The organism is Glaciibacter kafniensis, from assembly GCF_039538945.1.
Classification (GTDB): domain Bacteria; phylum Actinomycetota; class Actinomycetes; order Actinomycetales; family Microbacteriaceae; genus Cryobacterium; species Cryobacterium kafniensis.
This window is the reverse complement of the sequence record NZ_BAABCN010000004.1, coordinates 247,747-272,810: the sequence shown is the minus strand read 5'-3', so window position 1 is coordinate 272,810 and position 25,064 is coordinate 247,747. Positions and strand designations below refer to the sequence as shown.

Here is a 25,064-nt window from a genome sequence, read left to right as displayed (position 1 = left end):
CACCCAAGCCACCACTGATGAAAGGACGTGCAAGGATGCACACCCCCACCCCCACCCGCATGCGTGCCGCAGCGATCGTTGCAGCCGGCGCCCTGCTGCTCACCGCGTGCTCGAGCGCGGGCGCACCCGCCGAGACATCCGCCGCCTCGGAGGGAACGAGTGAAGCCGTCGAGGCCGCGAATGCCTTCCTCGCCCCCTGGACGGGCGGCGCGAAGGCCGGTCTCCTGATCGACGAGCCGCTCTCGCAGCCGATCGCCGAAGGCACGCGCGTCGTCTACCTCGACGTGGGCACGCCGGTCAGCGCCGTCATGTGGGAGAACCTGCAGGCGCCGGCCGAACTGCTCGGGCTCAAACTTGAGCGGGTGCAGACGGGCCGCGACGCCCAGAGCATCAACACCGCAATGAACACTGTCGTGGAGCTCGCGCCCGACGGCGTTATCAACATCACGCTCGACCCGGTCTTCTTCGAGTCGCAGATCAAGCAGCTAGATGCCGCTGGCATCCCGATCGCGAGCGGCTCGGTCATGAACACGACCGAGTTCGGCCTGCCAGAGGCCTTCAACGGCCCCGACTGGATGAAACTCAACGGCGAGGCCCTCGGCGCGGCAGCCGTCGCCCGATCCGGAGGCGCGACTGAGCTCGTGTTCTACAACGTGCCAGAGTTCCCCTTCTCGGAGTACGAGCTCGCGGGTGCGCAGGAGCGCATCGCCGCGCTCTCCCCCGAGGCCACCGTGCGCATCGTCGACATCCCGATCGCCGAGCTGGGCTCGACCGCAGCCGACCGGATCGTCAGCGATCTGCAGGCGAACCCCGACACCGGCTACTTCATGGCCTCGGTCGACGAGGTGCAGATCGGTCTGCCGCAGAAGCTGGAGCTCGCTGGCATCGATGTCGACGGCATCGCCATGTGGACGGCACCGCCGAACTACGAGCAGATCAGCACTGGCCAGCAGGACGCAACACTCGGCGTCGACCTCAGCCTGATGATGTGGACGGTGCTCGACCAGCTGCTGCGCGAGATCAACGGCCAGGAGTACACCTGGCCCGACGTCGAGACGCGTGCCGCGGCCCTCACACAGATCATCGACAGCGAGAACGTGCCGGCTGACCCGGTCGCCGGGTACCGCGCGATCGAGGGCTACCAGGAGCAGTTCGCTGAGAACTGGCTCGTCAACTGATCGATTGATCGACTGATCACCGGTCGGGGAGGCGCTTGGCGCCTCCCCGACTCCCCACTTGCGCATCAAAGGAGACCCGTGCTCGAGGATCGAACGCAGCCGCTGCTGCGAGTCTCTGCCCTGCTGAAGACATTTCCCGGACTCACCGCGCTTGACCATCTCGACCTCGAGGTGCGCTCCGGTGAGATCCTCGCGCTCGTCGGCCACAACGGCTCGGGCAAGTCGACGCTGATGAAGATCCTCGCTGGTGTCTACACCGCCGACGGCGGCGCGTTCGAGACCGCGCCAGGCACCGAGCTGCACTTCATCCACCAGGATCTCGCGCTCATCGAGCAGCTGTCGGCGGCCGAGAACCTCGCGCTCCGCAGCGACGAGGGTGCCGCCGGGCTCTCGCCCTACCGCGAGCGCCGCATTCGCGAGCATGCGCGTGAGCTCATCACCCGCTTCGGGCCCGAGTTCGACGTGACCTGCCCGCTGCATCAGCTTTCGCCCGCCCAGCGCGCCGTCGTCGCCATCAGCCGCGCCATGGACGGCTGGACGCACTCCCGCAACGTATTGTTTCTCGACGAGCCGACGGAGTCGCTGCACCGCAGCGAGGTCGAGGTGCTCTTCCAAGCGGTGCGTCGTCTTGCTGCCGAGGGCGCTGGCATCGTCTTCGTCTCGCACCGGCTCGACGAGGTATGGTCGCTCGCTGACCGCGTCGTGGGCCTGCGCGATGGCCAGAAGGTGATCGATCAGCCGGTCGTCGAGATGCTCGAGACGCAGCTGATAGAGATCGTCACCGGCGCCCCGCATGAGGATGCCGGAGCCGATGGGACGCCCGCGAGCGCCGCTGGCGACCGCGCGCTGCACGTGCGGGGCCTCAGCGGCGGATCGGTGACGAACTTTGATCTCGACCTGCACGCCGGTGAGATCGTCGGTATCGCAGGCACGCTCGGCTCCGGTCGCGAGGCGGTGCCCGCGCTGCTCTACGGCTCGATGGAGGCTGACGCCGAGGTGTTCGAGGCAGGCGAGACGCCACTGCGGCGCCGCACCCCGGCCACGAGCCTGCGCCACGGCATCACCTTCGTGCCCGCCGACCGCGGCCGGCTCGCGGTCGTGCGCGACTTCACCGCGCGCGAGAATCTCACGCTGCCGCATCTGGCCGCCACGACACGGGCTTTCGCGCCAATCGACTCGCGCGCCGAGCGCGCCGAGGCGGCGGGGGCGTTCGCCGAGTACGAGGTACGACCCGCCCGCACCGAGCAGCGCATCGCCCTGTTCAGCGGCGGTAACCAGCAGAAGATCGTCATCGCCCGCTCAATGCATCGCAGGCCACGCGTGCTGCTGCTCGACGAGCCTACGCAGGGCGTCGATGTCGGCGCCAAGTCGGCGATCTACACTGCGGTGCGCCGCGGCGCTGCAGCCGGCACTGCGGTGATCGTCAGCTCCTCCGACGCGAAGGAGCTCGCGACCCTCTGCGACCGTGTGCTCGTCATGCGCGACGGCGAGGTCGGCGCCGAGCTGACCGGCAGCCAGCTCACAGAGCGCGCGATCGTCGCCGAGGCCTACGGCCTGCCGTGATCGCGGCTCGCCTCACCACTTCCCACTGACCCATTGACCCGAAGGAGCTGACGTGTCCACCACGAAGGCCGACATCACCCGAGCGCTGTCGTTTCGCAACATCAGCGCTCTCTACATCTTGGCGATCATCGTCATCGTCTTCTCGCTCTGGATTCCTGAGAAGTTCTTGCAGCCGGGGGTCTGGCGCTCACTGCTCGACGCCGAAGCGCTCACCGGCATTGCGGCGCTCGCCGCGCTCGTGCCGTTGATCGCAGGGGCCCTGAACCTCGCGATCGGCGCGCAGGTTGGATTCTGCGCGATCCTCTCGGCCTTCCTGTTGAGCAAGCTGCAGTTGCCGATCGCGTTGCAGCTGCCGGCCGTGATCGTGGTCGGCGGCCTCATCGGCCTCATCACGGGCCTCGTGATCACCAAGCTCAAGGTCGAACCGATCATCGCCACCCTCGGCATGAGCTCGATCCTGCTCGCGGGAATGGCGTGGGTCTCGGGCAGCCAGCAGATCCTGGGCCTCGACCCCGCCTACCGCGAGATCGCGGCAGCCCAGGTCGCTGGCATCACCATGCCCGTGTGGGTGCTGCTGGTCACCGCCATCGGCGCCTGGTACGTGCTGGAGCGCACGCCCGTTGGCCGCAGGCTCTACGCCGTCGGTTTCAACCCCGAGTCGGCCCGCCTCGCCGGCATCGACGTGAAGCGCCTGCAGATCGCGAGCCTCGTTGCAGGTGGCGCGCTTGCGGCGCTCGCGGGCGCACTGCTGACGAGTCGCCTCAACGCCGGCGACCCGACCGTCGGCCCGAGCTTCCTGCTGCCTGCGCTCACGGCGGTGTTCCTCGGCGCGACGCAGTTCAAGGGTGGCCGCTTCAACGTCGCAGGCACGATCGTGGCCATGTACGTGCTGGCGGTCGGCATCAAGGGCCTGCAGCTGGTGGGTTCACCGACCTGGGTGAACGGTCTCTTCTACGGGGCCGCGCTGATCCTGGCCGTCGGTCTGTCGCAATGGGACAAGACTTCGAAGCGCGCGGCCTCGGTCGGGCGTGTGATCGACGGGCTGAAGCGCAAGCAGAAGGCGACGGCCGAAGCGCCGCTGGAGGAGTCCGCGTCAACCGGGCAGTGAGCGACCGCCCACCCGCCTCCGGGACCCGTTCGCGCCAGTCAGACCTATTGGGCGGTGCCACGCCCGAGCTGGCAGAGGCCCTTAGTTGTCCCGCGACTTCGCGGGCCGCACCAGGAGGCCGAGCAGCCAGCTGATGATGCCGAGCACGAGCGCCCCGAGCACACCCCACCAGAAGCCTTCGATGACCAGTCCAAAGCCGAACAGGCTTGAAATCCAGGCGGCGAGCAGCAGAAGCAGGCCGTTGATGACGAAGGAGATCAGGCCGAGCGTGAGGATGTAGAGCGGGATTGCGACGATGCGCACCACCGTGCCGATGATGGTGTTCACGAATCCGAAGATCAGCGCGACCAGCAAGTAGGTGAGGATCGTTGGGATGGTTTCAGGCGCGTAGGGCACCACGTGAACGCCCGCAACGATCAGGGTCGTGAACCACAGGGCGAGAGCGTTGAGAATCAGCTTGATCAGGAATCTGGCCATGTAACAACTATGGCATCCCTGATGTGGGCGCGCTCAGGAAAACTGTCGGAACGGATGCTGGCCTCTCGCAGCGCCGACACATGCAATTCCTCGAATATGTCGCGGCGTAGACTCGCGGAGTGAGCCTTTCTGACCAGCAAACTGTTCGACTGCGCCCTGAAATCGTCGCCCTTCCCGCCTATCGACAGGGCCGAACCGCCGACGCCGCAGCGTTCAAACTCTCATCGAACGAGAACCCGTTCGACCCGCTCCCCGGCGTGATCGAGGCGGTGCAGGCCGAGACGGCGTTCAACCGCTACCCGGATGCCACCGCCCTCGCCCTGCGCGAGAAGCTCGCCGAGCGCTTCGGGCTCAAGGCCGATGAGGTGCACATCGGTTCTGGATCTGTCGCGCTCCTGGCTCAGCTGATCCTCGCGGCAGCCGGCCCCGGCGACGAGGTCATCTATTCCTGGCGCTCGTTCGAGGCGTACCCGTCGCTGGTCACGGTGTCCGGCGCGACGAGTGTGCAGGTGCCGAATCGCGCCGATCACGGGCACGATCTGCCCGAGATGGCCGCGGCGATCACCGACCGCACCCGCGTCGTGATCGTCTGCACGCCGAACAACCCCACCGGCAGCATTGTCACCCGCGACGAGTTCGACGCGTTCATGGCCGTCGTTCCCCGTGATCTCCTGGTCATTCTCGATGAGGCATATATCGAATTTGTGACGGATGCCGACGCCGTCACCGGGCCGACGTTGCTCGCGCGCTACCCCAACCTCGTGGTGCTGCGCACCTTCTCCAAGGCCTACGGGCTGGCCGGCCTCCGCGTCGGCTATGCCCTCGGCCCCGTGCCGATTCTCGATGCCGCACGGGCCACTGCGATTCCGCTTTCGGTCACCGCTCAGGCCGCGACGGCCGCCATCGCCTCCCTCGAGCGCAGCAACGAGCTCATGGAGCGGGTGCGGTCGATCAGCGCGCGCCGAGACGCGCTCTGGCAGGATCTCATCGACCAGGGCTGGGACATCCCGAAGCCTCACGGCAATTTTATCTGGCTGCCGACCGGAGAGGTGACCGCCGAGGTCGCCGAACGGCTGGGAGCAGCGGGACTCATTGTGCGACCCTTCCACCCGGAGGGCATTCGCATTTCAATCGGCGAGGAGCAAGCCATGCACGATCTTCGACGCATCTCACAAGAGATTGCCGAGGCCGTACCCGCGGCGACTGCTGCCCGGCGACTCAGTTCCGCGACGGACGCGCCGACCCGGCGACTCAGTTCCGCGACGGACGCGCCGGCCCTACGAGTCGATGACTCGACGGCTACGTCGGCCCGGCGACTAAGTTCCGCGACGGACGCGCCAGCCCTACGAGTCGATGACTCGACGGCTACGTCGGCCCGGCGACTAAGTTAGTACGGTGGCAGCCCTTATGAATAACGCCTCCGTGCCCGCGCAAGACCTGCCCACGGTGCAGCTTCTCACCCCCGAAGGGGTGTTCGCTCCCACCGAGTCCGCGCAGGAATACCTGCCGTTTCTCGACCGTCTGGGTGAAGACGACTATCGCCGTTTCTACCGCGACATGGCGGTTGTGCGCCGTTTCGACACCGAGGCGGCCAATCTGCAGCGGCAGGGTCAGCTTGCCCTCTGGGTGCCGAGTCACGGTCAGGAAGCCGCGCAGGTCGGCTCCGCCTATGCGACGCGCGCCCAGGACCACATCTTTCCGTCGTACCGCGAGCACGTTGTCGGAATGATCCGCGGCCTCGACCCCGTCGACATCCTGCGCATGCTGCGCGGTGTCACCCTCGGCGGTTGGACCCCGGAGGAACACGGCAACTTCCACCTCTATACGCTGGTGCTCGCCTCGCAGACCCTGCACGCCACCGGGTATGCCATGGGCATGCAGCTCGACGGCTCGACGGCCACCGGCAATCCGGACACCGACGCGGCGGTCATCGTCTACTACGGTGACGGGGCCTCCTCGCAGGGCGACGCCAACGAGGCGCTCGTCTTCGCGGCCAGCTACCAAACCCCCCAGGTCTTCTTCATGCAGAACAACCACTGGGCCATCTCGGTGCCGGTCGAGCGCCAGTCGCGCTCCCCGCTGTATCTGCGCGGCACCGGCTTCGGCATTCCCAGCGTTCAGGTCGACGGCAACGACGTGCTCGCGAGCTTCGCGGTCACGGCCAAGGCAATGGATGACGCGCGTGCGGGCCGCGGACCGGCCCTGATCGAGGCGCTCACGTATCGCATCGGTGCCCACACCACCGCCGACGACCCCACCAAGTACCGCACCGCTGACGAACTCGCCAGCTGGGTGGCGCGCGACCCGATCGCCCGATTCCGCACTTACCTCGAAGGCCGCGGCGCCGGAAGCGACTTCTTCGCCGCGATCGACGAGGAAGCAGCGGACTACGCAGCGGATGTCCGCCGCCGTGCCCTCGAGATCACGGGCCCTGACCGCTCGGTGATCTTCGACAACGTCTACGCCGAACCGCACCCGCTGATCGACGAGCAGAAGGCCTGGCTCGACCGCTACGAGGCATCCTTCGAAGGAGGCGACGCGTGAGCGAAACGACCGCTGCAGTGCCGAGCATTGTGACCACCAACCCGGACTCCGTGACCGATACGGCTCCGGGTGCCGCAGCATCCGTCACCCTCACCATGACGAAGGCCCTGAACACCGGGCTGCGCCAGGCGCTGCTCGACGACCCCAAGGTCTTGCTGATGGGCGAGGACATCGGTCCGCTCGGCGGCGTCTTTCGGGTGACCGAGGGTCTGCACGCCGAATTCGGCGACAAGCGCGTGCTCGACACCCCGTTGGCCGAATCGGGCATCATCGGTACCGCGATCGGCCTGGCCATGCGCGGCTTCCGCCCGGTCTGTGAGATTCAGTTCGACGGCTTCGTCTTTCCGGGCTTCGACCAGATCACCAGCCAGCTGGCCCGCATGCGCAACCGCCACGAGGGCGAACTGACCATGCCCATCGTCATCCGCATTCCTTACGGCGGCCACATCGGCTCGATCGAACACCACCAGGAAAGCCCGGAGGCGTACTTCGCGCACACGCCGGGTTTGCGTGTCGTGAGCCCGTCGAACCCGCACGACGCCTACTGGATGATGCGTGAGGCGATCGCCTCGAACGACCCGGTCATATTCTTCGAACCGAAGAGCCGCTACTGGCCGAAGGGCGAAGTCAGCTTCGCCGAACCCGGTGCGCCGCTTCACGCCAGCCGCGTCGTGCGTGCCGGAACCGACGTCACCGTCATCGGCCACGGTGCCATGGTCAGCGTGCTGCTGCAGGCGGCCGACATCGCTGCCGCCGAAGGGATCAGCCTCGAGGTGATCGACCTGCGCAGCCTGTCTCCCATCGACTACGCACCGATCCTGGCCTCGGTTGAGAAGACCGGTCGCGCCGTCGTCGCCCAGGAGGCCGCCGGCTTCGTCAGCGTCGGCTCCGAGATCGCCGCCACAATCGCCGAACGGGCGTACTACCGGCTCGAAGCGCCGGTGCTGCGTGTCTCCGGTTTCGACACCCCGTTTCCGCCGGCTGCGGTGGAGACCCACTTCTTGCCGAGCCCCGACCGCATTCTCGAGGCCGTCGATCGTGCACTCGCCTATTGAGCTTGAGCGCGTCCGCGTCACGCGAGTGTCGCCGATGATGCCGAGTGTCCCCGGTACACCGGCGACACTCGGCACGAACGGCGATTCTCAGCCTCTCACCCGTCAGATCCAGAACCTCAAGAAAGGCACACCATGAGCGTGTCGAAATTCACTCTGCCGGACGTCGGCGAAGGTCTGACCGAGGCCGAGATCGTGGAATGGAAGGTCGCCCCCGGCGACACCATCACCATCAACCAGGTGCTCGTCGAGATCGAGACCGCGAAGTCGCTCGTCGAGCTGCCGTCGCCCTACGTCGGCGTGGTCGGCGAAATTCTGGTGCCGGCCGGCACCACGGTCGACGTCGGAACCCTGATCATCACGATCCTGTCGGATTCCGACAGCGACACCAGAACGGATGCCCCGGCGCCGGCCGACGCGTCCGCGCCGACCGCTCCCCCCGTTTCGGCACCCTCCGCCTCGGCCTCGGCCTCCGCCTCGGCCTCCGCCTCGGCCTCCGCCGAGCAGCGCGAGCTGGCGCAGGCCGCCGTTGACACCTCCGACACGATCTCCGGAGAGTCTGAGGCCACAGCGCCACAGGTGCTCGTCGGGCGTGGAAGCTCGGCGACCATGCCGACCCGTCGCATCCGTCACAACGCTGCAACGGTCGCGCACGAATCGATGTCACCGCCGGCCGTTGCTGCGGCCCCTGCCGTCGCGGTTGCGCCGGCGCCGCCGGCCCGCCCGGTGATGTCGGCTGCCGGTGTGCTCGCCAAGCCGCCGATCCGCAAGCTCGCCAAAGATCTCGGCGTCGACCTCAGCCTTGTCACTCCGACCGGCCCGATCGGTGATGTGACGCGCGAGGACGTGCTGCGGGAGGCGACTCAGGTGAGCGTGTTCCGCAACATCCAGACGCCCGAGTGGCCAATCGATCGTGAAGAGCGCATCCCGGTGAAGGGTGTGCGCAAGGCGATCGCCCAGGCCATGGTCACCAGTGCGTTCACCGCCCCGCACGTCAGCCTCTTCGTCGACGTGGATGCCACGCGCACGATGGAATTCGTCAAGCGCCTGAAGACGTCGACTGACTTTGCCGGCGTCAAGGTGTCGCCGCTGCTGATCATGGCCAAGGCGATGATCTGGGCGGTGCGCCGCAACCCCACGGTGAACTCAACATTCACCGACGAAGAGATCATCGTGCGCCACTACGTCAACCTCGGCATCGCCGCGGCGACGCCGCGCGGGCTGATCGTGCCGAACATCAAAGAAGCGCAGGACATGAGCCTGCTGCAGCTGGCCGGCGCGCTTGAACAGCTCACCATCACCGCGCGCGACGGTAAGACCTCGCCGGCGCAGATGGCCAACGGAACCATCACCATCACCAACATCGGCGTGTTCGGCATGGACACCGGAACCCCCATCTTGAACTCGGGTGAAGCCGGAATCGTGGCGCTCGGCACCATCAAGCAGAAGCCGTGGGTCGTCGACGGCGAGGTGCGTGCGCGTTTCGTGACCACAATCGGCGCCAGTTTCGATCATCGGGTCGTCGATGGGGATGTCGCCAGCCGCTTCCTCGCGGATGTCGCGAGCATCATCGAGGAGCCGGCGCTGCTGCTCGACTGACCCGGGTCGGTATTCTCCGCCGAGTTTGACACTTGCGGTCGAGTTTCCCTGGCACACCGGGGTGCTTCGACCGGAATGGTCAAGCTCGGCGAGGGAGCCGCGAGGTGTGACCGCGAGGTGTGACCGCGAGACATGACCGTAGGTACGTCGGCAAGAATCCTTATCGCTTTTGACAATCATTATCAATAGCCGTAGTTTTACAGAGTGCTCATCAAGAAACTCGCTATCCCCGCCCTCGTCGTCGCAGCTGCGTTGACCCTGGCCGGATGCGCCGGTGTCGGGTCAACAGCGAGCACCGATGCGGGCGGCAACAGCGCCGGCTCGGCCGGTGGCACGCTGAAGGTCGTGGCCACGACGACCCAGGTCGCCGACTTCACCCGCAACATCCTCGGCGACACGGCCGGTGTCGAGCTGACCCAGCTGATCAAGCCCAACCAGAGCGCCCATAGCTTCGACCCGTCTGTGGCCGATCTGGCCGCCCTCGGTCAGGCCGACGTGCTTGTCATCAACGGCGTCGGCCTCGAAGAATGGCTCGACGACGCCATCTCCGCGTCCGGCTTTCACGGCGTCACCATCGATTCCGATGAGGGAATCGAGATCGGCGAGGATGCCGCCGGAAACGACACCGCGCACAGCGACGAGGCCGCAGAAGCGACGCACGACGACGCGACGCACAACGACGCAACGCATGACGACGCATCCGCCGACAGTGACCACGACGAGACCCACGATCACTCCGGCGGCAACCCGCACATTTGGACCGCGGTCGCCAACGCCGAGAAGATGGTCGGCAGCATCGCCGCCGGCCTCGCTCAGGCGGATGCCGCTCACTCCGACGAGTTCGAGGCGAACGCCGCGGAATACACCGCGCAGCTCACCACTCTCGATACCTGGATTCACGCCAACATCGACGCGGTACCGGCCGCGGAACGGCTGCTCGTGAGCAACCACGACGCCTTCGGCTACTTCACCGCCGCCTACGGCATCACCTACGTCGGGTCGGTTATGCCAAGCTTCGACGACAACGCCGAACCGAGCGCGGCCGCCATCGACAAGCTTGTCGCCCTGATCAAGAAGACCGGTGTGAAAGCCGTGTTCTCCGAGGCGTCGATCAACCCGAAAGCCGCAGACACGATCGCCAGCGAGGCGCAGGTGGCCGTGTACTCCGGCGACGATGCCCTCTACGGAGACTCGCTCGGCCCGGCCGGCAGCGACGGCGCCACCTACATCACAAGCCAGCTGCACAATGTGCGACTCATCCTCGAATCCTGGGGCGTCACTCCGACTGCCGTGCCCGCCGAACTGGGATAGTTGACCCCGTGAACGAGACTCCCGAGCGCCTGACTCCCGAGCGCCTGAATCCCGAGCGTGTGACTCCCGAACGTGTGACTCCCGAACGCGGCACACGCGGCACGACGGCCGCCGCCGACACGGTTCTCTCGGTGTCCGACGCCTCCTTCGCCTACGATCAGGCGCCCGCGCTTGAAGGCATCGACTTCACCATCCGTGCCGGTGAAGCCGTGGCCCTGATCGGGCCGAACGGCTCCGGAAAATCAACCCTGCTCAAGGGCATCCTCGGCCTGATCACCCGCACGCAGGGCAGCGTCAGTGTTCTCGGCGCCTCCCCCGCTCCCGTCGGCGCGATCGGCTACGTGCCGCAGGCCGGCGAGCTCGACCCCGAATTTCCGATCACACTTGCCCAGGTCGTGATGATGGGTCGCTACCGTTCGCTCGGCTGGGTGCGTCTGCCCGGCAAGCGCGACCGGGTGGCCGTGGCCGAGGCACTGGATGCCGTCGGCCTGGCGCACCGCGCCCACACCCGCTTCGGTGAACTCTCCGGTGGGCAGCAGCAGCGTGGACTGCTCGCGCGAGCCATCGCATCCGCCCCCACCCTGCTGCTGCTCGATGAGCCGTTCAACGGCCTCGATCAGAAGAACCGTGACGCGTTGATCGCAACGGTCGAGCGGCTGAAGTCCAGCGGCGTTGCCGTGCTCGTTTCAACTCACGACCTTGACCTGGCCCGCGCCGTCTGCGAGTCGGTGCTGTTGCTCAACGGCACTCAGGTGGCGTTCGGGCCCCGCGACGACGTGCTCACCCTGGCCAATGTGCAACAGGCGTTCAAAGAGGTCGGGGTCGAAATCGACGAGCACACCATCGTCGTTCCCGACCACGAGGGCTGCTAGGTGCTGCTCGCGACCACCGCGCTCACCGGCAACTCGCTCGCGATCCCCCTCTTCGACGCGTTCAGCTACCCGTTCATGGCGCGCGCCCTCATTGTCTTGCTGGTGCTCAGCGTTGTCGCCGGTGTCGTCGGAGTGCTCGTCAACCTGCGCGGGCTCGAGTTCATCAGCGACGGCCTCACCCACGCGGTCTTTCCGGGCATCGCCATCGGCTTCGTCTGGGCCGGACGAGGAGGCCTGTTTGTCGGGGCGATGATCGCCGCTGTTCTTGCGGCAGTCGTGTTGACTCTGTTGGTGCGCAAGGCGGTCTCCTCGGATGCCGCCATCGCGATCGTGCTGACCGCCATGTTCAGTGTCGGCGTCATCGTCGTCTCCCAAAATTCCGACTACGCCGGCCAGCTGGAGGCTCTGCTCTTCGGGCGGCTACTCACCGTGACGCCGACCGAGGTCGTGCAAACCATCGTGATCGCGCTGATTGCCTTGTTATTGGTCGGACTGACCCTCAAAGAGCAGGTCTTTCGCGCCTTCGATCAGGCCGGCAGCCGGGCCAGCGGCTACCGCCCGCTCCTACTCGACCTCGTGCTCAACGTGGCCATCGCGCTCGTCGTGGTCGCCGCATCCAGCGCCGTCGGAAACCTGCTCGTGCTCGCGGTGCTCATCGTTCCCGGCGCCGTCGCCCGGTTGATCACCGTGCGGATGTGGTGGCTGTTTCCGATCGCAGCCCTCTTCGCGGCCCTCGCCAGCTGGGTCGGCCTGACACTGGGCTTCGAAGCCTCGGTCCAAGCCGGCATCGACCTGCCGAGCGGCGCCACCGTCGTGCTCGTACTCGTCGCCGGATACGCGGTCGCCCTCCTGGCCAGGCTGAGCATCGACCGGATGCGTCGCCGCAGCGCGACGCGAGGCGGCCTCCCTGGCGCCCTCACCGTCGGTGATTCCGTGGAGATTATTGCCAGCGCCGGCAGCCGTGCCGCCCACGACGGAAGAACCCACTGATGGGCTACTTCGAGCTGGCACTGCTCGCCGCGATCCTGATCGGCGCTCTCAGCGGCCTGGTCGGCGCCCTCGTCGTGTTGCGCCAGCGCACTTTCTTCGCCCAGGCGCTGACCCACGCCACCTTTCCCGGCGCGGTCGCCGCGGCGATGCTCGGCATCAGCATCCCGCTCGGCGCCGCCGTCGCCAGCGTGATCATCGTCGGCATCATGACCCTGATCGGCAAGACCAACCGACAGGGCTCACAGGTCGCCTCCGGCATCGTGCTCACCGCCGGATTCGCCCTCGGCGTGCTGTTGCAGACGCTGAACCCCTCGCTGGCGGTGCACGTCGACTCGTTCTTGATCGGCTCGATTCTGACCGTGACGACCGGGGACATCCTGCTCGTCGGCGGGGTTCTCGTGGTTGCCGTCGCCGTGATCGTCTTCTTCGGCAAAGAGATTCTCTTCTCGACGTTTGACCGCACCGGCTTTCGCGCCGCCGGCTACAAGGAATGGCCGATCGAGTTGCTCTGCCTGGCTCTGATCACCGCAACGGTGGTCACCGCGATGCCCGCGGTCGGCGCGATCCTGGCGATCGCCCTGATCGCGGCGCCCGCGGCGGCGGCTCGACTGCTTGTGCGCGGCCCGATCCGAATCTTTCTGCTCGCTCCCGTGCTCGGCGCTGCCTCCGGAGTCATCGGCGTGCTGCTCTCCCGCACCCTCGATGTGGCGGCAGGGCCCGCGATTTCGCTCGTCGCTGCCGGGATCTTCCTGGTAGCGGTAGGGGTCCGCTCGCTGGGGCGGATACGGTTGAGGGCATGAAGCGAAACACCTGGCAGCGTGAGGCCGTGCGCGAAGCACTCGACCACACCGAGGGATTCGTCAGTGCCCAGGGCCTGCACTCGACGCTTCACGCCACCGGCTCCCCGATCGGCTTGGCGACGGTCTACCGCGCCCTCGCCGACCTCGCCGCCGCGGGCGACGCCGACTCCCTGCAGTCCCCGGAGGGCGAGAGCCTTTACCGCGCGTGCAGCACCAACGACCACCACCACCACCTGATCTGCCGCAACTGCGGGTTGACGGTCGAGATCGAAGCGGATGCCGTCGAAACCTGGGCGAAGAACGTCGCGGCTCAGAACGGTTTCACCCAGGCCGCGCACGTCGTTGACGTGTTCGGCCTCTGCGCGGCGTGCACTCTCGCATCCGCCGCCGCCGCTGAACCCGCGCCGACCCCCGCTTCCTAACCTGCGTCGCTCGCCGCATTCGGGCTCCGCATTTTGGCTCTGCATTCTGGCTCTTCAGACTTCTCAGCTCTTCAGGGCCCGAAGATCGTCAGCGCCCGAATCGGGTCACGCGGGTCGGGCGCCGCTGCGCGGGTCGGCGCCAACCGGCGTAGCGGCAGCCAACCCGCGCAGCGGCGGTTCCTGAACTGACAGCGTGCGTTAGCCGGCCAGGCTCACTTTGCCAGTTGCGACTGCGGCGACGGCTCCCCCATCGACCAGGAGGTCGGTGCCGGTGATGAATGAAGCCGCGTCCGAGAGGAGGAACGTCGCGGCAGCGGCGATGTCGTCTGGAGTGCCGAGCCGACCGGTTCCCGATCCGTCGACCATTGCCCGCATGCCTGCTCCCGAAGGGCTGGCCAGTTCTTGTCGACCCATCTTCGTGGAGATCACGCCGGGGCTGATCGAGTTGATCCGCGCGCCCTTCGCGCCCCAGGCGGCGCTGGCGGCCTGCACCTGAATCTGGTTGGCCTGCTTCGAGAACGCATAGGCAATGCCCGAAGTCGGAAAGTTCGAGGCGGCGGCGAACGGAGCGCTGAGCAGCTCGGCGGCGGCGACCTGTGCAATCTGACCCCGGGTTGCGGAGTCGAGAGCGGGCATGAGGTGCCCTGACATGCTGGAGATGACGACGCCGGCGGCTCCCGGAGCAACGACGCGGGCGAATTCCTCGAGCATCAGGGCGACACCGAGAAGGTCGACGCGCAGGATTGCTTCGACCGGGGCCTGTGCGGGCGAGAGCCCGGCGGTGTGCACGACCTGCAGCACGGGACCCAGAGCTGCAGCGGCGTCGGCCAGTGCGCGCACCGAGTCGCGCGACGAGACGTCGACGGCCTGCGTGTGGATCTGGTGGCCCTCGTCGCGCAGAGTCTCGGCGACAGCGTCGAGCGCGGTCTCGTTGAAGTCGGCGAGCAGTACCGTGCGCCCGGCTCCAATCCGTCGCGTGATGGCGATTCCCATTCCGCCGGTTCCGATGACTACCAATACGCCGTTGTCCATGTCGACATCCGCTCTTCAGTTTATCGAGACTATCTGTCTCGCAATGAATGCTAGTCCTACTACAGTGGTCCCGTGCCCAGCGGAAGAAAACGGAGCGAGTCATCTCGCCAGGCGATTCTTGAGGCAACCCGGTCGCTCCTGCTCGAGGTGGGCTACGAACGCCTGACGATCGACCAGATCGCCGCACGCGCGGGAGTGGGCAAGCAGACCATCTACCGGTGGTGGGCGTCCAAGGGAGAAGTGGTGGCGGATGCTGCCCTCGACGACGGCGTGACGCCACATCCGGTCGCGCTACCCGACACCGGCGCGATCCGTGCCGATCTCCAGACCTGGTTGCGACAGTGGGTGACCGATATCACGACGCCGGAGGGAACCGGCCTCATCCTGGCCCTCACCGCCGCGGGGTCTGACAATAAGACGCTCGCTGATCGCCTCTACACACAGTTCTCCGCGCCCCACGAGGATCGCATTCGGGATCGATTGCGTCGCGCGCAGTCGGAGGGTCAGCTCCGCGCCGATGCCGACCTCGAGTCGATCGCCTCGACCCTCGTCGGAGCTCTCCTTTATCGGGTGCTCGGCCGCAACCGGCCGCCGACCACCCAGGATGCCGACCACCTGGTCGAACTCGTGCTGCGCGGCGCTGAAGCGTAACGAGAGTCGACTCGACGATTCGGGCCACGCGGGTCGGGTGCCGCTGCGCTAGTGGGCGCCGAACCGCGCAGCGGCAGCCGACCCGCGCAGCGCCCAACTCCGCGTCGCGCCTACCCGTTGAAGGTGGCGGGGTGCGGCCCGGTGCGGCCGTCGCGCTCGAGTCCGTCGATCGCCGTGAGATCGGCATCCGTCAGCTCGAACGAGAAGAGGTCAAGGTTCTCGCGGATGCGCGAGGCGGTGACCGACTTCGGAATGACCACGCGGCTCTGCTGCAGGTGCCAGCGCAGCACGACCTGTGCAGGGGTGCGGAACACGCGCTCGGCGATCGTCGCGATGACGGGGTCGGCCAACACCGCGCCCTGAGCCAGCGGGCTCCAGGCTTCGGTGATGATGCCGTGCGCCGCGTTGAACTCCTGCACCTCGCGCTGCTGGAGGGCCGGGTGCAATTCGACCTGGTTCACCGCGGGAACGGTGCCGCCGAGATCGAGGATGCGCTGCAGCTGATCGGGAAGAAAGTTCGAGACACCGATGGCCCGCACCCGGCCCTCGGCGTAGAGCGTCTCCAGCGCCCGCCAGGTGTCGAGGTAGCGATCGTTCTCCGGTGCCGGCCAGTGAATGAGAAACAGATCGACGGAGTCGAGACCGAGCTTCGCCAGGCTCGCGTCGAATCCGGTCAGGGCGCTGTCGTAGCCCTGATCGCTGTTCCACAGCTTGGTGGTCACGAAGAGCTCTGAGCGAGAGACTCCGGATGCGGCAATGGCGCGACCGACTCCCGCCTCATTGCCGTAGATGGCTGCGGTGTCGATGCTGCGGTAGCCGGCGGCGATGGCTTGGCTGACGGCGGTGGTGGTCTCGGCGTCTGGCACCTGGAAGACGCCGAATCCGAGCTGCGGAATCTCGACACCATTGTTCAGGGTGAGGGTGGGGATAGACATTCTGCTCCTTGCGTGTGGTGAGGGTGGAAACGAAAAGTGAGGGACATGAGGGCGTGTTGGTTGGGCGTCCGGGCGCCGACGTTGGTCGGCCGGAGCCGGTCGGCCGGAGCTAGTCGGCGAGCACTGGCACGGGCGCCGTGCCGGACACGGGCTGCGGCGACGCGGCCTTCGCCTTGGCCTGTGCCCAAACCATCGCCCCGCCCAGCAGCACGACGGCCGCGGCGGTGACTCCGGCCCCGGCCCAGATCGGCGAGGTGTAGCCGAGTCCGGCCGCGATGGTGAGCCCGCCGAGCCAGGCACCGAGGGCGTTGCCCAAGTTGAACGCTGCGATGTTCGCCCCCGATGCGAGCGTCGGCGCATCCTGAGCCTGTCGCATCACCCGCATCTGCAAACCGGGCACCGTACCGAAGCCGAATGACCCCATCAGCACGAGCGCAATGACGGTCATGACCGGGTTCTGGGCGGTGAGCGCGAAGGCCACCAGGATGACGGCGAGGCCGCTGAGCAGCACAATCAACGTCGCGTCAAGCGAGCGGTCGGCCGCCTTGCCGCCGACGATGTTGCCGACGACGAGACCGATCCCGAAGAGAATCAGCAACCACGGCACGGCGCCGGCGGAGAAGCCCGTCACCTCGGTGAGCGTGAAGGCGATGTAGGTGAACGCGCCGAACATGCCGCCATAGCCGAGCACGGTCACACTCAGCGAGAGCCAGACCTGGGGCGATCTGAAGACCCGCAACTCGCTGCGGAGGCTGCGCCTGCCGGCTGCCGCAGCAATCGGGCGGGGAATGAAGACGAGCAGACCGATCAGCGCAACGACGCCGATGAGGGTGATCGCGAAGAACGTCGACCGCCAGCCGGCCGCCTGGCCGAGCAAGGTGCCGAATGGCACGCCGAGCACGTTGGCCGCGGTGAGGCCGGTGAACATGATGGCGATTGCGCCGGCCTTCTTGTTCTCGGCGACCAGACCGGCCGCGACGACCGAGCCGATGCCGAAGAACGAGCCGTGGCAGAGGGCGGCGATGATGCGGCCGAGCAGCATGATCTCGTAGGTCGGTGCCAGCGCCGAGATCAGGTTTCCGATGATGAAGAGCACCATCAGCCAGACCAGCACGTTCTTGCGGTTGAACCGGTTGACGGCGGCGGTGAGTAGCAAAGCGCCGACGACGACGCTCAAGGCGTAGCCGGTGATCAACCAGCCGGCGGCGGTGGGGTCCACGGCAAAATCAGCGGCGACCTCGGGGAGCAAGCCCATGATGATGAATTCGGTGAGACCGATCCCGAACCCGCCGATGGCGAGGGCGATGAGACCTAGTGGCATGTGAAAAACCTCATGAGTTCTATTCAGAAACGCAAAGACCGCGTACGCTGTTAGTTGCAGGCGCGTGGTTAATAGTTGCACACGCGTTCTAAATGCGCAAGCAACGATATGCATGAACTCTGTATGCGTGGACTCTGGAGGTTGGTCATGGGGATCGAAGACACCGCTGTTGAAGTGCGGGCTCAGGGCTGGCGCACGCTGGCCGCCTTGCACGCGGCCATCGAGACCGATCTCGAACGCGCGCTGCAGCGCGAGGCCGACCTGTCCGTTGTCGAATACACCGTTCTCGACGCCCTCGGCCGCCAAGACGGCTGGCACATGCGGATGCAGCAACTCGCGCGAGCGACGGCGCTGTCGAGCAGTGCGACGACGCGCCTGGTGAACCGCCTCGAAGATCGGGGACTGCTCACACGCATCCTCTGCCTCGACGACCGTCGCGGAATCTACACGGAACTGACGGCACTCGGCCACGAGCTCGTTGAAAAAGTGCGGCCGATTCACGACGCCGCCCTCGAGCAATCCCTGGACGCGGCCCAGCGGGTTCCCGAGTTGGCTCCCCTGGTCGACGCCCTGCACCGCACGAGTGAGCCGCAGCCGGCCTAGCCCTCGCTTTCGCGCGCGGTCGGTGGCAAGGTCGACTCAAACGGCCTGTGCGCGACGCGCCCGAACGATTCGGCACGACTCGGCACGACCCTGCTGCGAAGGGATCCGCGCATGACTCCTCCAGATTCGACAGGTTCGACGGGTTCGACGGGCGCGACAGCCGCGGCGGGCTCGACGGGCGCAGCTCAGGCGTTCCACCGCCCGCCCGGGGCCGCGGTCTCCCGGAGGCACAGCATCGCCGACACCGGGATGGAGGCCGAGGCCGCCTATCAACTCGTGCACGACGAGACGATGCTCGATGGCAATGCGCGCCTCAACCTGGCGACCTTCGTCAGCACGTGGATGGACGACTACGCCGACAAGATCTATGCCGAGTCATATGACAAGAACATGATCGACAAGGATGAGTACCCGCAGACCGCGGCCATCGAAGAAAACTGCTGGCACATCATCGCTGGCCTCTGGAACTGCCCAGACGTTGCGAACACGATCGGCACCTCGACGATCGGCTCCTCGGAGGCCTGCATGCTCGGTGGCCTCGCTCTCAAGCGCCGGTGGCAGCTGGCCCGGCATCACGTCGGCAAACCGACGGGCCGGCCAAACCTGATCATGAGCAGTGCCGTGCAGGTGGTTTGGGAGAAATTCTGCAACTACTGGGATGTCGAGGCGCGCTACGTGCCGATCAGCGCGGAGCATCCGGTGCTCGACGGTCACGACCTCGCCCGCTACGTCGACGAGAACACCATCGGTGTCGTTGCGATCATGGGACAGACGTACACGGGAACCTACGAACCGGTGCAGCAGATCGCCGCCGCCCTCGACGCGATCCAGGCGAAGACCGGCTACGACGTACCGATCCACGTCGACGGGGCATCCGGAGCCATGATCGCGCCGTTCTTGCAGCCCGACCTGGTCTGGGACTTCCGGCTCGAGCGGGTGCACTCGATCAGCACCTCGGGGCACAAATACGGCCTGGTCTACCCGGGGGTCGGCTGGGTGGTCTGGCGCACGGCAGACTGCCTGCCCGCAGATCTCATCTTCGACGTCAGCTATCTGGGCGGCAGCATGCCGACGCTGGCCCTCAACTTCTCGCGCCCCGGCGCCCAGGTGCTGCTGCAGTACTACCTCTTCCTGCATCTCGGGCGCGAGGGCTACCGGGCTATTCAGCAGGCGTCACAGGATGTCGCCCTCTATCTGTCGGCAGGAATCGGGGCCCTCGACGCCTTCGAGTTGTGCAGTGACGGCTCAGACATCCCGGTGTTCGCCTGGCGGCAGACCGAGGGGCATACCGACAAGTGGAATCTCTACCATCTGTCTGACCGGCTGCGCATGAAGGGCTGGCAGATTCCCGCCTACCCGATGCCGGCCGACCTCGAGGAGCTGACCGTGCAGCGGATTGTGGTGCGGAATGGCCTCAGCATGGACATCGCCGAGGATCTGCTCGCCGACATCGTCGAAGAAACCGCCTATCTCGATGCACTTGAAACGCCCATGCCGGTCGAGGGGCCGACGGCCGGATTCCACCACTAGCCACTCCCCCGCACCACCCCCCCCCCATTCGACGGAGATCTATCGCAATTTCGGCCAGATTTGGCCGGAAACAGTCTCATCGGGAAAAATCTCCGTCGAATGGGAGCGATGGTCACACATTTCGCAGGTGCTCGCGGGTCGAAGCCAGTTTGCACGACACGCCCGGAGCGCGTAATGTTGACCCCTGCTGCGCATATCTGTGCGTGCATTGCGGACGACGCATCCTCTCCTTTTCGAAGCATTGCTTTCACAGCCCTGCTTTTCAAGGTGAGTGGAGAGCTGTTCGCCGACAAGAGATCTTGGGAAGGGCATTCGCCCTTCGGTATTGGAGGAGAACCATGGCAGCAACTTGCCAGGTGACCGGAGCCATTCCCGGCTTTGGACACAACATTTCGCACTCGCACCGACGCACCAAGCGTCGTTTCGACCCGAACATTCAGAAGAAGAAGTACTTTGTTCCGTCGCTTCGTCGCAGCGTAACGCTGCAGCTGTCGGCTAAGGGAATCAAGGTTATTGATGCTCGTGGCATCGAGTCGGTCGTTAAGGACCTGCTCGCACGTGGGGAGAAAATCTAATGGCTAAGGCTCAGGACGTACGTCCGATCATCAAGCTGCGTTCGACGGCCGGCACGGGTTACACCTACGTGACCAAGAAGAACCGTCGCAACAACCCCGACCGCCTCGTGCTCAAGAAGTACGATCCCGTAGTGCGCAAGCACGTTGACTTCCGTGAGGAGCGCTAAACATGGCGAAGAAGAGCAAAATTGCCAAGAACGAACAGCGCAAGGTGATCGTCGCACGTTGGGCCACCAAGCGTCTCGAGCTGAAGAAGGCTCTCGTGGACCCGAGCGGAACCGACGAGTCCCGCGAAGCTGCCCGTAAGGGCCTGCAGAAGCTCCCCCGCGACGCTTCGCCGGTGCGCCTGCGCAACCGCGACGCGGTTGACGGTCGTCCTCGCGGACACCTCAGCAAGTTCGGCATCTCGCGCGTGCGTTTCCGCGACATGGCTCACAAGGGTGAACTGCCGGGCATCACGAAGTCCAGCTGGTAACTCGCGCCTGACGTTCGCTCTGCGAACCCAGTTGCATCCGAAAAGGGATGCCGACACTGTCGGCGTCCCTTTTCGCGTTAACGCCTCTCCTCGCTCGGATTGACAGCAGTTTGAGGGCGGTTTGACCCCGCTTTGTCAGCCGGGAGCGTAATTGTCGCGAAACGCCGGGCGAAATGATCAAAAAACGCCGGAAATACGCGGAACTTGCCTGAAATCTGCTAGATTCAACGCGGTCGAACCGACCAACGGAGTCGCTCTTACGGAGCGTCGACCGCCTCACGAAATAGCTGTTTATACAGACGAAGGTCCGAGGAGGACACTCAATGGCTGACAAGTCGCTGAACAAGACCGAGCTCGTTGCCAAGGTTGCCGCTGACTCCGGACAGAGCCAGGCTGCAGTTGACAGCGTTCTGAACGCATTCTTCGCAACCCTCGCCGACACCGTTGCAAACGACGGCAAGGTCACGATCCCGGGCTGGCTCGGAGTTGAGCGCACGGCGACCGCCGCTCGCACCGGTCGCAACCCGCAGACCGGCGAAGAGATCGCGATCGCCGCTGGCCACCGCGTCAAGCTCACCGCCGGCAGCAAGCTCAAGGCTGCAGCAAAGTAGTCTCCAACTACTCAGACAGCGGGCGTCGACTTCGGTCGGCGCCTTCTGCCGTTTAACGGATGCGCCGTTTAACGGATGCGCCGTTCAACGGATGCGCCGTCGGCGCCGGCCGTGCCAGCCGGACACTGTTCACCCGGCACTCACCCACTGCTCGAGCGGGCGTTCGCCCAGTGGCGGGCGGTTAGGCTTGGTTAGTGCTCCGCTACGTTCGCATCATCGGTCCGGCCGTCCTCGTGTTGGCCGCCGTGTTGGCGACCCTGGCCGGATTGTCGTTCGGCGGTGGGGCCGCAGCCCAGCTACTCGCCGACCCTGGACCCGTTGTGCGGTGGGGCCTTCCGATCGCCAAGGTGCTGGTGAATATCGGGGCGGCCGGCATGATCGGCGCCCTCGTGCTGACCTGTTTCGCGCTCAGTCCGAAGCAACGCGAGTTCAACACCGCGCTCGACTTCGCCGCGGCAGCCGCGGCCTTCTTCACCGTCGCCGCAGCGGTGACCGGTTTCTTCACGATGCTGCAGGTCACCAACGTGCCGCTCAGTTTCGATGACCGGTTCAGCGCGACGGCCGGTCAGTTCTTCACTCAGATCGCGATGGGGCAGTCCTGGCTGATCACCACCCTGATCGGTGCGGCGATCACCGTGCTCTGCTTCGCCGTGCGCAACCAGACGGCGCTTGTTTTCGTGACGGCGTTCTCGGTTGTCGCCCTCATCCCGATGGCGCAGCAGGGGCACTCAGCCGAGGCCTCTGGCCACAACGCCGCCGTCACTGCCCTCGGCCTGCACATCATTTTCGCCGCGATCTGGCTCGGCGGGCTGCTCACCATCATCGTTCTGCGCAAGCAATGGAGCGACAAACGGTTGATCACGATTCTCGGGCGCTATTCGAGCGTGGCGCTGGTCTGTTTCATCGTCGTGGCGGCATCCGGCTACATCAGCGCTGAGCTGCGCATCGGTACATTCGACAAACTGCTCACGCCGTACGGCATTCTCGTGCTGACGAAGGTCGCCGTGCTGATCGTTCTCGGCTGCTTCGGCGTCGTGCAGCGTCGGTTCTTCATTGACCGGATGCAGCGCGCCCAGCAGGCCGTCGCCCCCTGGTTCTGGTGGCTGGTCGTGGCCGAGCTCGGCTTCATGGGCATCGCCTCCGGTGTGGCCGCCGCGCTGGCGAAGACCGCGACGCCCGTCGTGCAGGTGGCGACCACCGAGATCCCCACCTCGACACCCGCCCAGATCCTCACCGGCAACCTGCTGCCGCCGCCGCTCACCTTTGAGCGCTACTTCACCGAATGGAACATTGACCTGCTCTGGGTGTTGTTCTGTGCGTTCGGCATCTTCTTCTATCTCGCCGGTGTGTGGCGATTGCACAAACGCGGCGACAAATGGCCGGTCTTCCGAACCATTTCCTGGGTGCTCGGCATGATCACGCTGTTCTACATCACCAACGGCGGCGTCAACGTCTACCAGCAGTACCTCTTCTCGACCCACATGCTCTCGCACATGGCATTGACCATGATGGTGCCCGTGCTGCTCGTTCCGGGCGCTCCGGTCACGCTGGCCGCCCGCGCCATCGCCAAACGCAAGGACGGCAGCCGGGGCCCCCGCGAGTGGATTCTGCTCGCCGTGCACTCGAAGCCGGCCGGCATCCTCGCCAACCCGTTCGTTGCCGCCTTGCTCTTCGTCGGCTCGCTCTGGGTCTTCTACTACACGCCGATCTTCAGCTGGGCGACCACCGACCACCTCGGGCACGAGTGGATGATCGTGCACTTCTTGATCACCGGCTACCTGTTCGTGCAGTCGCTGATCGGTATCGACCCGGTGCCCTACCGGCTGCCGTATGCGTTCCGGCTGCTGCTGCTTCTCGGCACGATGGCCTTCCACGCGTTCTTCGGCCTGGCCATCATGACCGGCACCGGTCTGATGCTCGCCGATTGGTATGGCGCGATGGGCTGGGGAAACGACGCACTCGCCGATCAACAGATGGGTGGCGGCATCGCCTGGAGTGTGGGGGAGATCCCGACCATCGCTCTGGCGATCGCCGTGGCCATCCAGTGGAGTCGCAGCGATGAGAAAGAGACCAAGCGTCTCGACCGCAACGCCGACCGCACGGGTGAGGCCGAGCTGAACGAGTACAACGCGCGCCTGGCCCGCCTGGCTGCGCACGATCGCTAGGCAGCAGGCGACGATGGGGCCGGGTGACACGGTGACGATTCGCCCGTATGAGCCCACGAGAAGCGCCATCCGGTCGTGCGCGGGGTGCAGCTGACGAACTATGCGATGCGACGGGTGCTCATCGCGCGCCGGTTGGCGGCTGGCGTGATCTAGTGGAGCTGGATCGCGATCGAACCGTCGCCACGGATGGCCACGGTCAGCCCGATCGCAAATGGCACGTCTTCGTCGCGCGTCGTCATCTCGCCGTCGAAGAGCGATTGCACGTCGACCACGATGTGGGCCTGGCCGGTGGTGTCCGGCATCTCGAAGGCGCTCTCGCCCGCCGACAAGGTCACGGCGGGGTAGTCGGCGATCGACCAGGCCGGGAGGCCCTTGATTCGGTCGTCGATGACGACGCCGAACGGGCAATCAGAGGGCTGTAGCACCTGCTGAGTCGCACAGGCATCGAGGAAGGTGTCGACCTCCTTCTGCACCTGCAACACGAAATTCTTCGTCGGTTCGGTGTCGACGGTGACCTCGGTCACCCCTGACGAGGTGACCGGAACATTCTGCTCCGGCGAGGTGAGCAGCACGGATTCGTGGGCGATCGTGTAGAGGTTGGGGGCGAACGCCAGGTACGAGGCTTGGTTGGAAAACGCGCGCGGTGCCGCGGGGTCGGCCTGGGTGCGGGTGTCGAGGGAGAGCCCGTTGACCGTGAAGATCGACTGGTGCTTGACGTCAACCTGCAGAACGCCGATCGGACTGGTCTCGAAACGCCAACTGGTGAACGGTCCGGCGAAGGTGCCGGTGCGCTTCACGCTGAATGACATGTTCGACGGAACGTCTCCGAGTGTGAAGCTGTACGAGACGGTATGGATGCCGGGCGCCGTTTCGGTGTCGCCAACGAGCTGGATATTCTCGAGCTCGCCGAGCACCGAGTCGCGGAGCAGGGTCTTCGGCAGATCGGTTGGCAAACCGGCCGCCGCGAATTGTTCATTCGTCGGGGTCACCCCGGGAAGCGAGAGTGCGCCGGTCGTGTCGTGCCGGGCCAGCGCGTTCAAGTATTGACGCACGAATCCGCCGGCGCTGTACACGTCGCGGTTGAGCGAACCGATGGCCGCCCCGAGAGCGACGAGGAGGAGCGCGGAAATGCCGACGACGGCGACAATGGCGCGCATCCGCCTGCCCCGCTGGTCACCGCCCCCTGTGCTCATCAGTTCATCTTATTCTGCGGCGGCTGCGCAGAAGCTGACTGCACCGAGCCGACCGCA

The 25,064-nt window shown here is 65.9% G+C and carries 24 protein-coding genes and 1 pseudogene; 20 read left to right on the top strand and 5 right to left on the bottom strand.

Features of this window, described 5'->3' with window-relative positions:
• Positions 1 to 35 precede the first annotated feature (35 nt).
• The 3 genes from ABD791_RS10595 (at position 36) to ABD791_RS10585 (ending at position 3,849) form a co-directional block, all read left to right on the top strand.
• Positions 36 to 1,178: a sugar ABC transporter substrate-binding protein gene (locus tag ABD791_RS10595; RefSeq protein WP_345065998.1), complete on the top strand. Its 1,143-nt coding sequence runs from the start codon at positions 36 to 38 to the stop codon at positions 1,176 to 1,178.
• Between the two features lie 78 nt (positions 1,179 to 1,256).
• A complete protein-coding gene (locus ABD791_RS10590) occupies positions 1,257 to 2,741 on the top strand; it encodes a sugar ABC transporter ATP-binding protein (protein ID WP_345065995.1) in 1,485 nt (494 codons plus the stop codon).
• Between the two features lie 52 nt (positions 2,742 to 2,793).
• Positions 2,794 to 3,849: an ABC transporter permease gene (locus ABD791_RS10585; RefSeq protein ID WP_345065992.1), complete on the top strand. Its 1,056-nt coding sequence runs from the start codon at positions 2,794 to 2,796 to the stop codon at positions 3,847 to 3,849.
• 81 nt (positions 3,850 to 3,930) lie between these two features.
• Here ABD791_RS10585 and ABD791_RS10580 read toward each other — a convergent pair whose 3' ends face one another.
• Positions 3,931 to 4,326, bottom strand: coding sequence for a phage holin family protein (locus ABD791_RS10580; protein WP_345065989.1), 396 nt, complete (start codon positions 4,324 to 4,326; stop codon positions 3,931 to 3,933).
• A 119-nt stretch (positions 4,327 to 4,445) separates the two neighbouring features.
• Between ABD791_RS10580 and ABD791_RS10575 the strand changes: the two are divergent.
• The 9 genes and pseudogenes from ABD791_RS10575 to ABD791_RS10535 form a co-directional block, all read left to right on the top strand.
• Positions 4,446 to 5,543: pseudogene (locus tag ABD791_RS10575) on the top strand (histidinol-phosphate transaminase); the annotation flags it as partial.
• 190 nt (positions 5,544 to 5,733) lie between these two features.
• A complete protein-coding gene (locus ABD791_RS10570) occupies positions 5,734 to 6,870 on the top strand; it encodes a thiamine pyrophosphate-dependent dehydrogenase E1 component subunit alpha (protein WP_345065983.1) in 1,137 nt (378 codons plus the stop codon).
• Positions 6,871 to 6,965: 95 nt separating this feature from the next.
• On the top strand, positions 6,966 to 7,925 hold the full coding sequence (locus ABD791_RS10565) for an alpha-ketoacid dehydrogenase subunit beta (RefSeq protein WP_345066183.1): 960 nt from the start codon (positions 6,966 to 6,968) through the stop codon (positions 7,923 to 7,925).
• Positions 7,926 to 8,057: 132 nt separating this feature from the next.
• A complete protein-coding gene (locus ABD791_RS10560; protein ID WP_345065980.1) occupies positions 8,058 to 9,521 on the top strand; it encodes a dihydrolipoamide acetyltransferase family protein in 1,464 nt (487 codons plus the stop codon).
• 204 nt (positions 9,522 to 9,725) lie between these two features.
• Positions 9,726 to 10,832 (top strand): metal ABC transporter substrate-binding protein, encoded by a 1,107-nt coding sequence (locus ABD791_RS10555; RefSeq protein WP_345065977.1) that lies wholly within the window; start codon positions 9,726 to 9,728, stop codon positions 10,830 to 10,832.
• A gap of 8 nt (positions 10,833 to 10,840) precedes the next feature.
• Positions 10,841 to 11,704: a metal ABC transporter ATP-binding protein gene (locus ABD791_RS10550; protein ID WP_345065974.1), complete on the top strand. Its 864-nt coding sequence runs from the start codon at positions 10,841 to 10,843 to the stop codon at positions 11,702 to 11,704.
• Complete coding sequence (locus ABD791_RS10545; RefSeq protein WP_345065972.1) at positions 11,705 to 12,694, top strand: metal ABC transporter permease; 990 nt, start codon at positions 11,705 to 11,707, stop codon at positions 12,692 to 12,694.
• Positions 12,694 to 13,494 carry a metal ABC transporter permease gene (locus ABD791_RS10540; protein WP_345065969.1) on the top strand — a complete coding sequence of 267 codons (801 nt, stop codon included), beginning with the start codon at positions 12,694 to 12,696 and terminating at the stop codon, positions 13,492 to 13,494. The genes ABD791_RS10545 and ABD791_RS10540 overlap by 1 nt, the downstream gene beginning before the upstream one ends.
• The gene (locus tag ABD791_RS10535) at positions 13,491 to 13,916 is read left to right on the top strand and encodes a Fur family transcriptional regulator (protein ID WP_345065966.1); all 426 of its coding nucleotides are present in this window, start codon (positions 13,491 to 13,493) and stop codon (positions 13,914 to 13,916) included. Before ABD791_RS10540 ends, ABD791_RS10535 begins: the two co-directional genes overlap by 4 nt.
• Before the next feature lie 198 nt (positions 13,917 to 14,114).
• Here ABD791_RS10535 and ABD791_RS10530 read toward each other — a convergent pair whose 3' ends face one another.
• Positions 14,115 to 14,948: an SDR family oxidoreductase gene (locus ABD791_RS10530; RefSeq protein WP_345065963.1), complete on the bottom strand. Its 834-nt coding sequence runs from the start codon at positions 14,946 to 14,948 to the stop codon at positions 14,115 to 14,117.
• 72 nt (positions 14,949 to 15,020) lie between these two features.
• Here ABD791_RS10530 and ABD791_RS10525 point away from each other — a divergent pair, with 72 nt between their 5' ends.
• Positions 15,021 to 15,599 (top strand): TetR/AcrR family transcriptional regulator, encoded by a 579-nt coding sequence (locus ABD791_RS10525; RefSeq protein ID WP_345065960.1) that lies wholly within the window; start codon positions 15,021 to 15,023, stop codon positions 15,597 to 15,599.
• 110 nt (positions 15,600 to 15,709) lie between these two features.
• On the opposite strand, the gene ABD791_RS10520 is transcribed toward ABD791_RS10525, so the two are convergent.
• Positions 15,710 to 16,534, bottom strand: coding sequence for an aldo/keto reductase (locus tag ABD791_RS10520; RefSeq protein WP_345065957.1), 825 nt, complete (start codon positions 16,532 to 16,534; stop codon positions 15,710 to 15,712).
• A 109-nt stretch (positions 16,535 to 16,643) separates the two neighbouring features.
• On the bottom strand, positions 16,644 to 17,855 hold the full coding sequence (locus ABD791_RS10515) for an MFS transporter (RefSeq protein WP_345065953.1): 1,212 nt from the start codon (positions 17,853 to 17,855) through the stop codon (positions 16,644 to 16,646).
• A 147-nt stretch (positions 17,856 to 18,002) separates the two neighbouring features.
• On the opposite strand from ABD791_RS10515, the gene ABD791_RS10510 reads away from it, so the two are divergent.
• The 7 genes from ABD791_RS10510 (at position 18,003) to ABD791_RS10480 (ending at position 23,814) form a co-directional block, all read left to right on the top strand.
• Entirely contained in the window at positions 18,003 to 18,458 is a 456-nt protein-coding gene (locus tag ABD791_RS10510; RefSeq protein ID WP_345065950.1) for a MarR family winged helix-turn-helix transcriptional regulator, read from the top strand.
• 111 nt (positions 18,459 to 18,569) lie between these two features.
• Entirely contained in the window at positions 18,570 to 19,988 is a 1,419-nt protein-coding gene (gad, locus tag ABD791_RS10505; protein WP_345065947.1) for a glutamate decarboxylase, read from the top strand.
• Between the two features lie 338 nt (positions 19,989 to 20,326).
• Entirely contained in the window at positions 20,327 to 20,563 is a 237-nt protein-coding gene (gene rpmB, locus ABD791_RS10500; RefSeq protein ID WP_345065944.1) for a 50S ribosomal protein L28, read from the top strand.
• Positions 20,563 to 20,730, top strand: a complete 168-nt coding sequence (gene rpmG, locus ABD791_RS10495) for a 50S ribosomal protein L33 (RefSeq protein ID WP_066598602.1) — start codon at positions 20,563 to 20,565, stop codon at positions 20,728 to 20,730. The genes rpmB and rpmG overlap by 1 nt, the downstream gene beginning before the upstream one ends.
• Before the next feature lie 2 nt (positions 20,731 to 20,732).
• Entirely contained in the window at positions 20,733 to 21,038 is a 306-nt protein-coding gene (rpsN, locus tag ABD791_RS10490) for a 30S ribosomal protein S14 (protein WP_345065930.1), read from the top strand.
• A gap of 323 nt (positions 21,039 to 21,361) precedes the next feature.
• On the top strand, positions 21,362 to 21,649 hold the full coding sequence (locus ABD791_RS10485; protein WP_104099750.1) for an HU family DNA-binding protein: 288 nt from the start codon (positions 21,362 to 21,364) through the stop codon (positions 21,647 to 21,649).
• Between the two features lie 194 nt (positions 21,650 to 21,843).
• On the top strand, positions 21,844 to 23,814 hold the full coding sequence (locus tag ABD791_RS10480; protein WP_345065912.1) for a bifunctional copper resistance protein CopD/cytochrome c oxidase assembly protein: 1,971 nt from the start codon (positions 21,844 to 21,846) through the stop codon (positions 23,812 to 23,814).
• A 149-nt stretch (positions 23,815 to 23,963) separates the two neighbouring features.
• Here the strand turns inward: ABD791_RS10480 and ABD791_RS10475 are convergent, their stop codons facing one another.
• A complete protein-coding gene (locus ABD791_RS10475; RefSeq protein WP_345065910.1) occupies positions 23,964 to 25,007 on the bottom strand; it encodes a hypothetical protein in 1,044 nt (347 codons plus the stop codon).
• Between the last annotated feature and the right edge of the window lie 57 nt (positions 25,008 to 25,064).

What these genes read in the sequence shown, in the direction of transcription:
- ABD791_RS10475 (WP_345065910.1), bottom strand. Translation starts at nt 25,007, where the DNA reads ATGAGCACAGGGGGCGGTGACCAGCGGGGCAGGCGGATGCGCGCCATT.
- rpmG (WP_066598602.1), top strand. Translation starts at nt 20,563, where the DNA reads ATGGCTAAGGCTCAGGACGTACGTCCGATCATCAAGCTGCGTTCGACG.
- ABD791_RS10535 (WP_345065966.1), top strand. Translation starts at nt 13,491, where the DNA reads ATGAAGCGAAACACCTGGCAGCGTGAGGCCGTGCGCGAAGCACTCGAC.
- rpmB (WP_345065944.1), top strand. Translation starts at nt 20,327, where the DNA reads ATGGCAGCAACTTGCCAGGTGACCGGAGCCATTCCCGGCTTTGGACAC.
- ABD791_RS10580 (WP_345065989.1), bottom strand. Translation starts at nt 4,326, where the DNA reads ATGGCCAGATTCCTGATCAAGCTGATTCTCAACGCTCTCGCCCTGTGG.
- ABD791_RS10515 (WP_345065953.1), bottom strand. Translation starts at nt 17,855, where the DNA reads ATGCCACTAGGTCTCATCGCCCTCGCCATCGGCGGGTTCGGGATCGGT.
- rpsN (WP_345065930.1), top strand. Translation starts at nt 20,733, where the DNA reads ATGGCGAAGAAGAGCAAAATTGCCAAGAACGAACAGCGCAAGGTGATC.
- ABD791_RS10540 (WP_345065969.1), top strand. Translation starts at nt 12,694, where the DNA reads ATGGGCTACTTCGAGCTGGCACTGCTCGCCGCGATCCTGATCGGCGCT.
- gad (WP_345065947.1), top strand. Translation starts at nt 18,570, where the DNA reads ATGACTCCTCCAGATTCGACAGGTTCGACGGGTTCGACGGGCGCGACA.
- ABD791_RS10560 (WP_345065980.1), top strand. Translation starts at nt 8,058, where the DNA reads ATGAGCGTGTCGAAATTCACTCTGCCGGACGTCGGCGAAGGTCTGACC.
- ABD791_RS10570 (WP_345065983.1), top strand. Translation starts at nt 5,734, where the DNA reads ATGAATAACGCCTCCGTGCCCGCGCAAGACCTGCCCACGGTGCAGCTT.
- ABD791_RS10485 (WP_104099750.1), top strand. Translation starts at nt 21,362, where the DNA reads ATGGCTGACAAGTCGCTGAACAAGACCGAGCTCGTTGCCAAGGTTGCC.
- ABD791_RS10530 (WP_345065963.1), bottom strand. Translation starts at nt 14,948, where the DNA reads ATGGACAACGGCGTATTGGTAGTCATCGGAACCGGCGGAATGGGAATC.
- ABD791_RS10510 (WP_345065950.1), top strand. Translation starts at nt 18,003, where the DNA reads ATGGGGATCGAAGACACCGCTGTTGAAGTGCGGGCTCAGGGCTGGCGC.
- ABD791_RS10595 (WP_345065998.1), top strand. Translation starts at nt 36, where the DNA reads ATGCACACCCCCACCCCCACCCGCATGCGTGCCGCAGCGATCGTTGCA.
- ABD791_RS10520 (WP_345065957.1), bottom strand. Translation starts at nt 16,534, where the DNA reads ATGTCTATCCCCACCCTCACCCTGAACAATGGTGTCGAGATTCCGCAG.
- ABD791_RS10565 (WP_345066183.1), top strand. Translation starts at nt 6,966, where the DNA reads ATGACGAAGGCCCTGAACACCGGGCTGCGCCAGGCGCTGCTCGACGAC.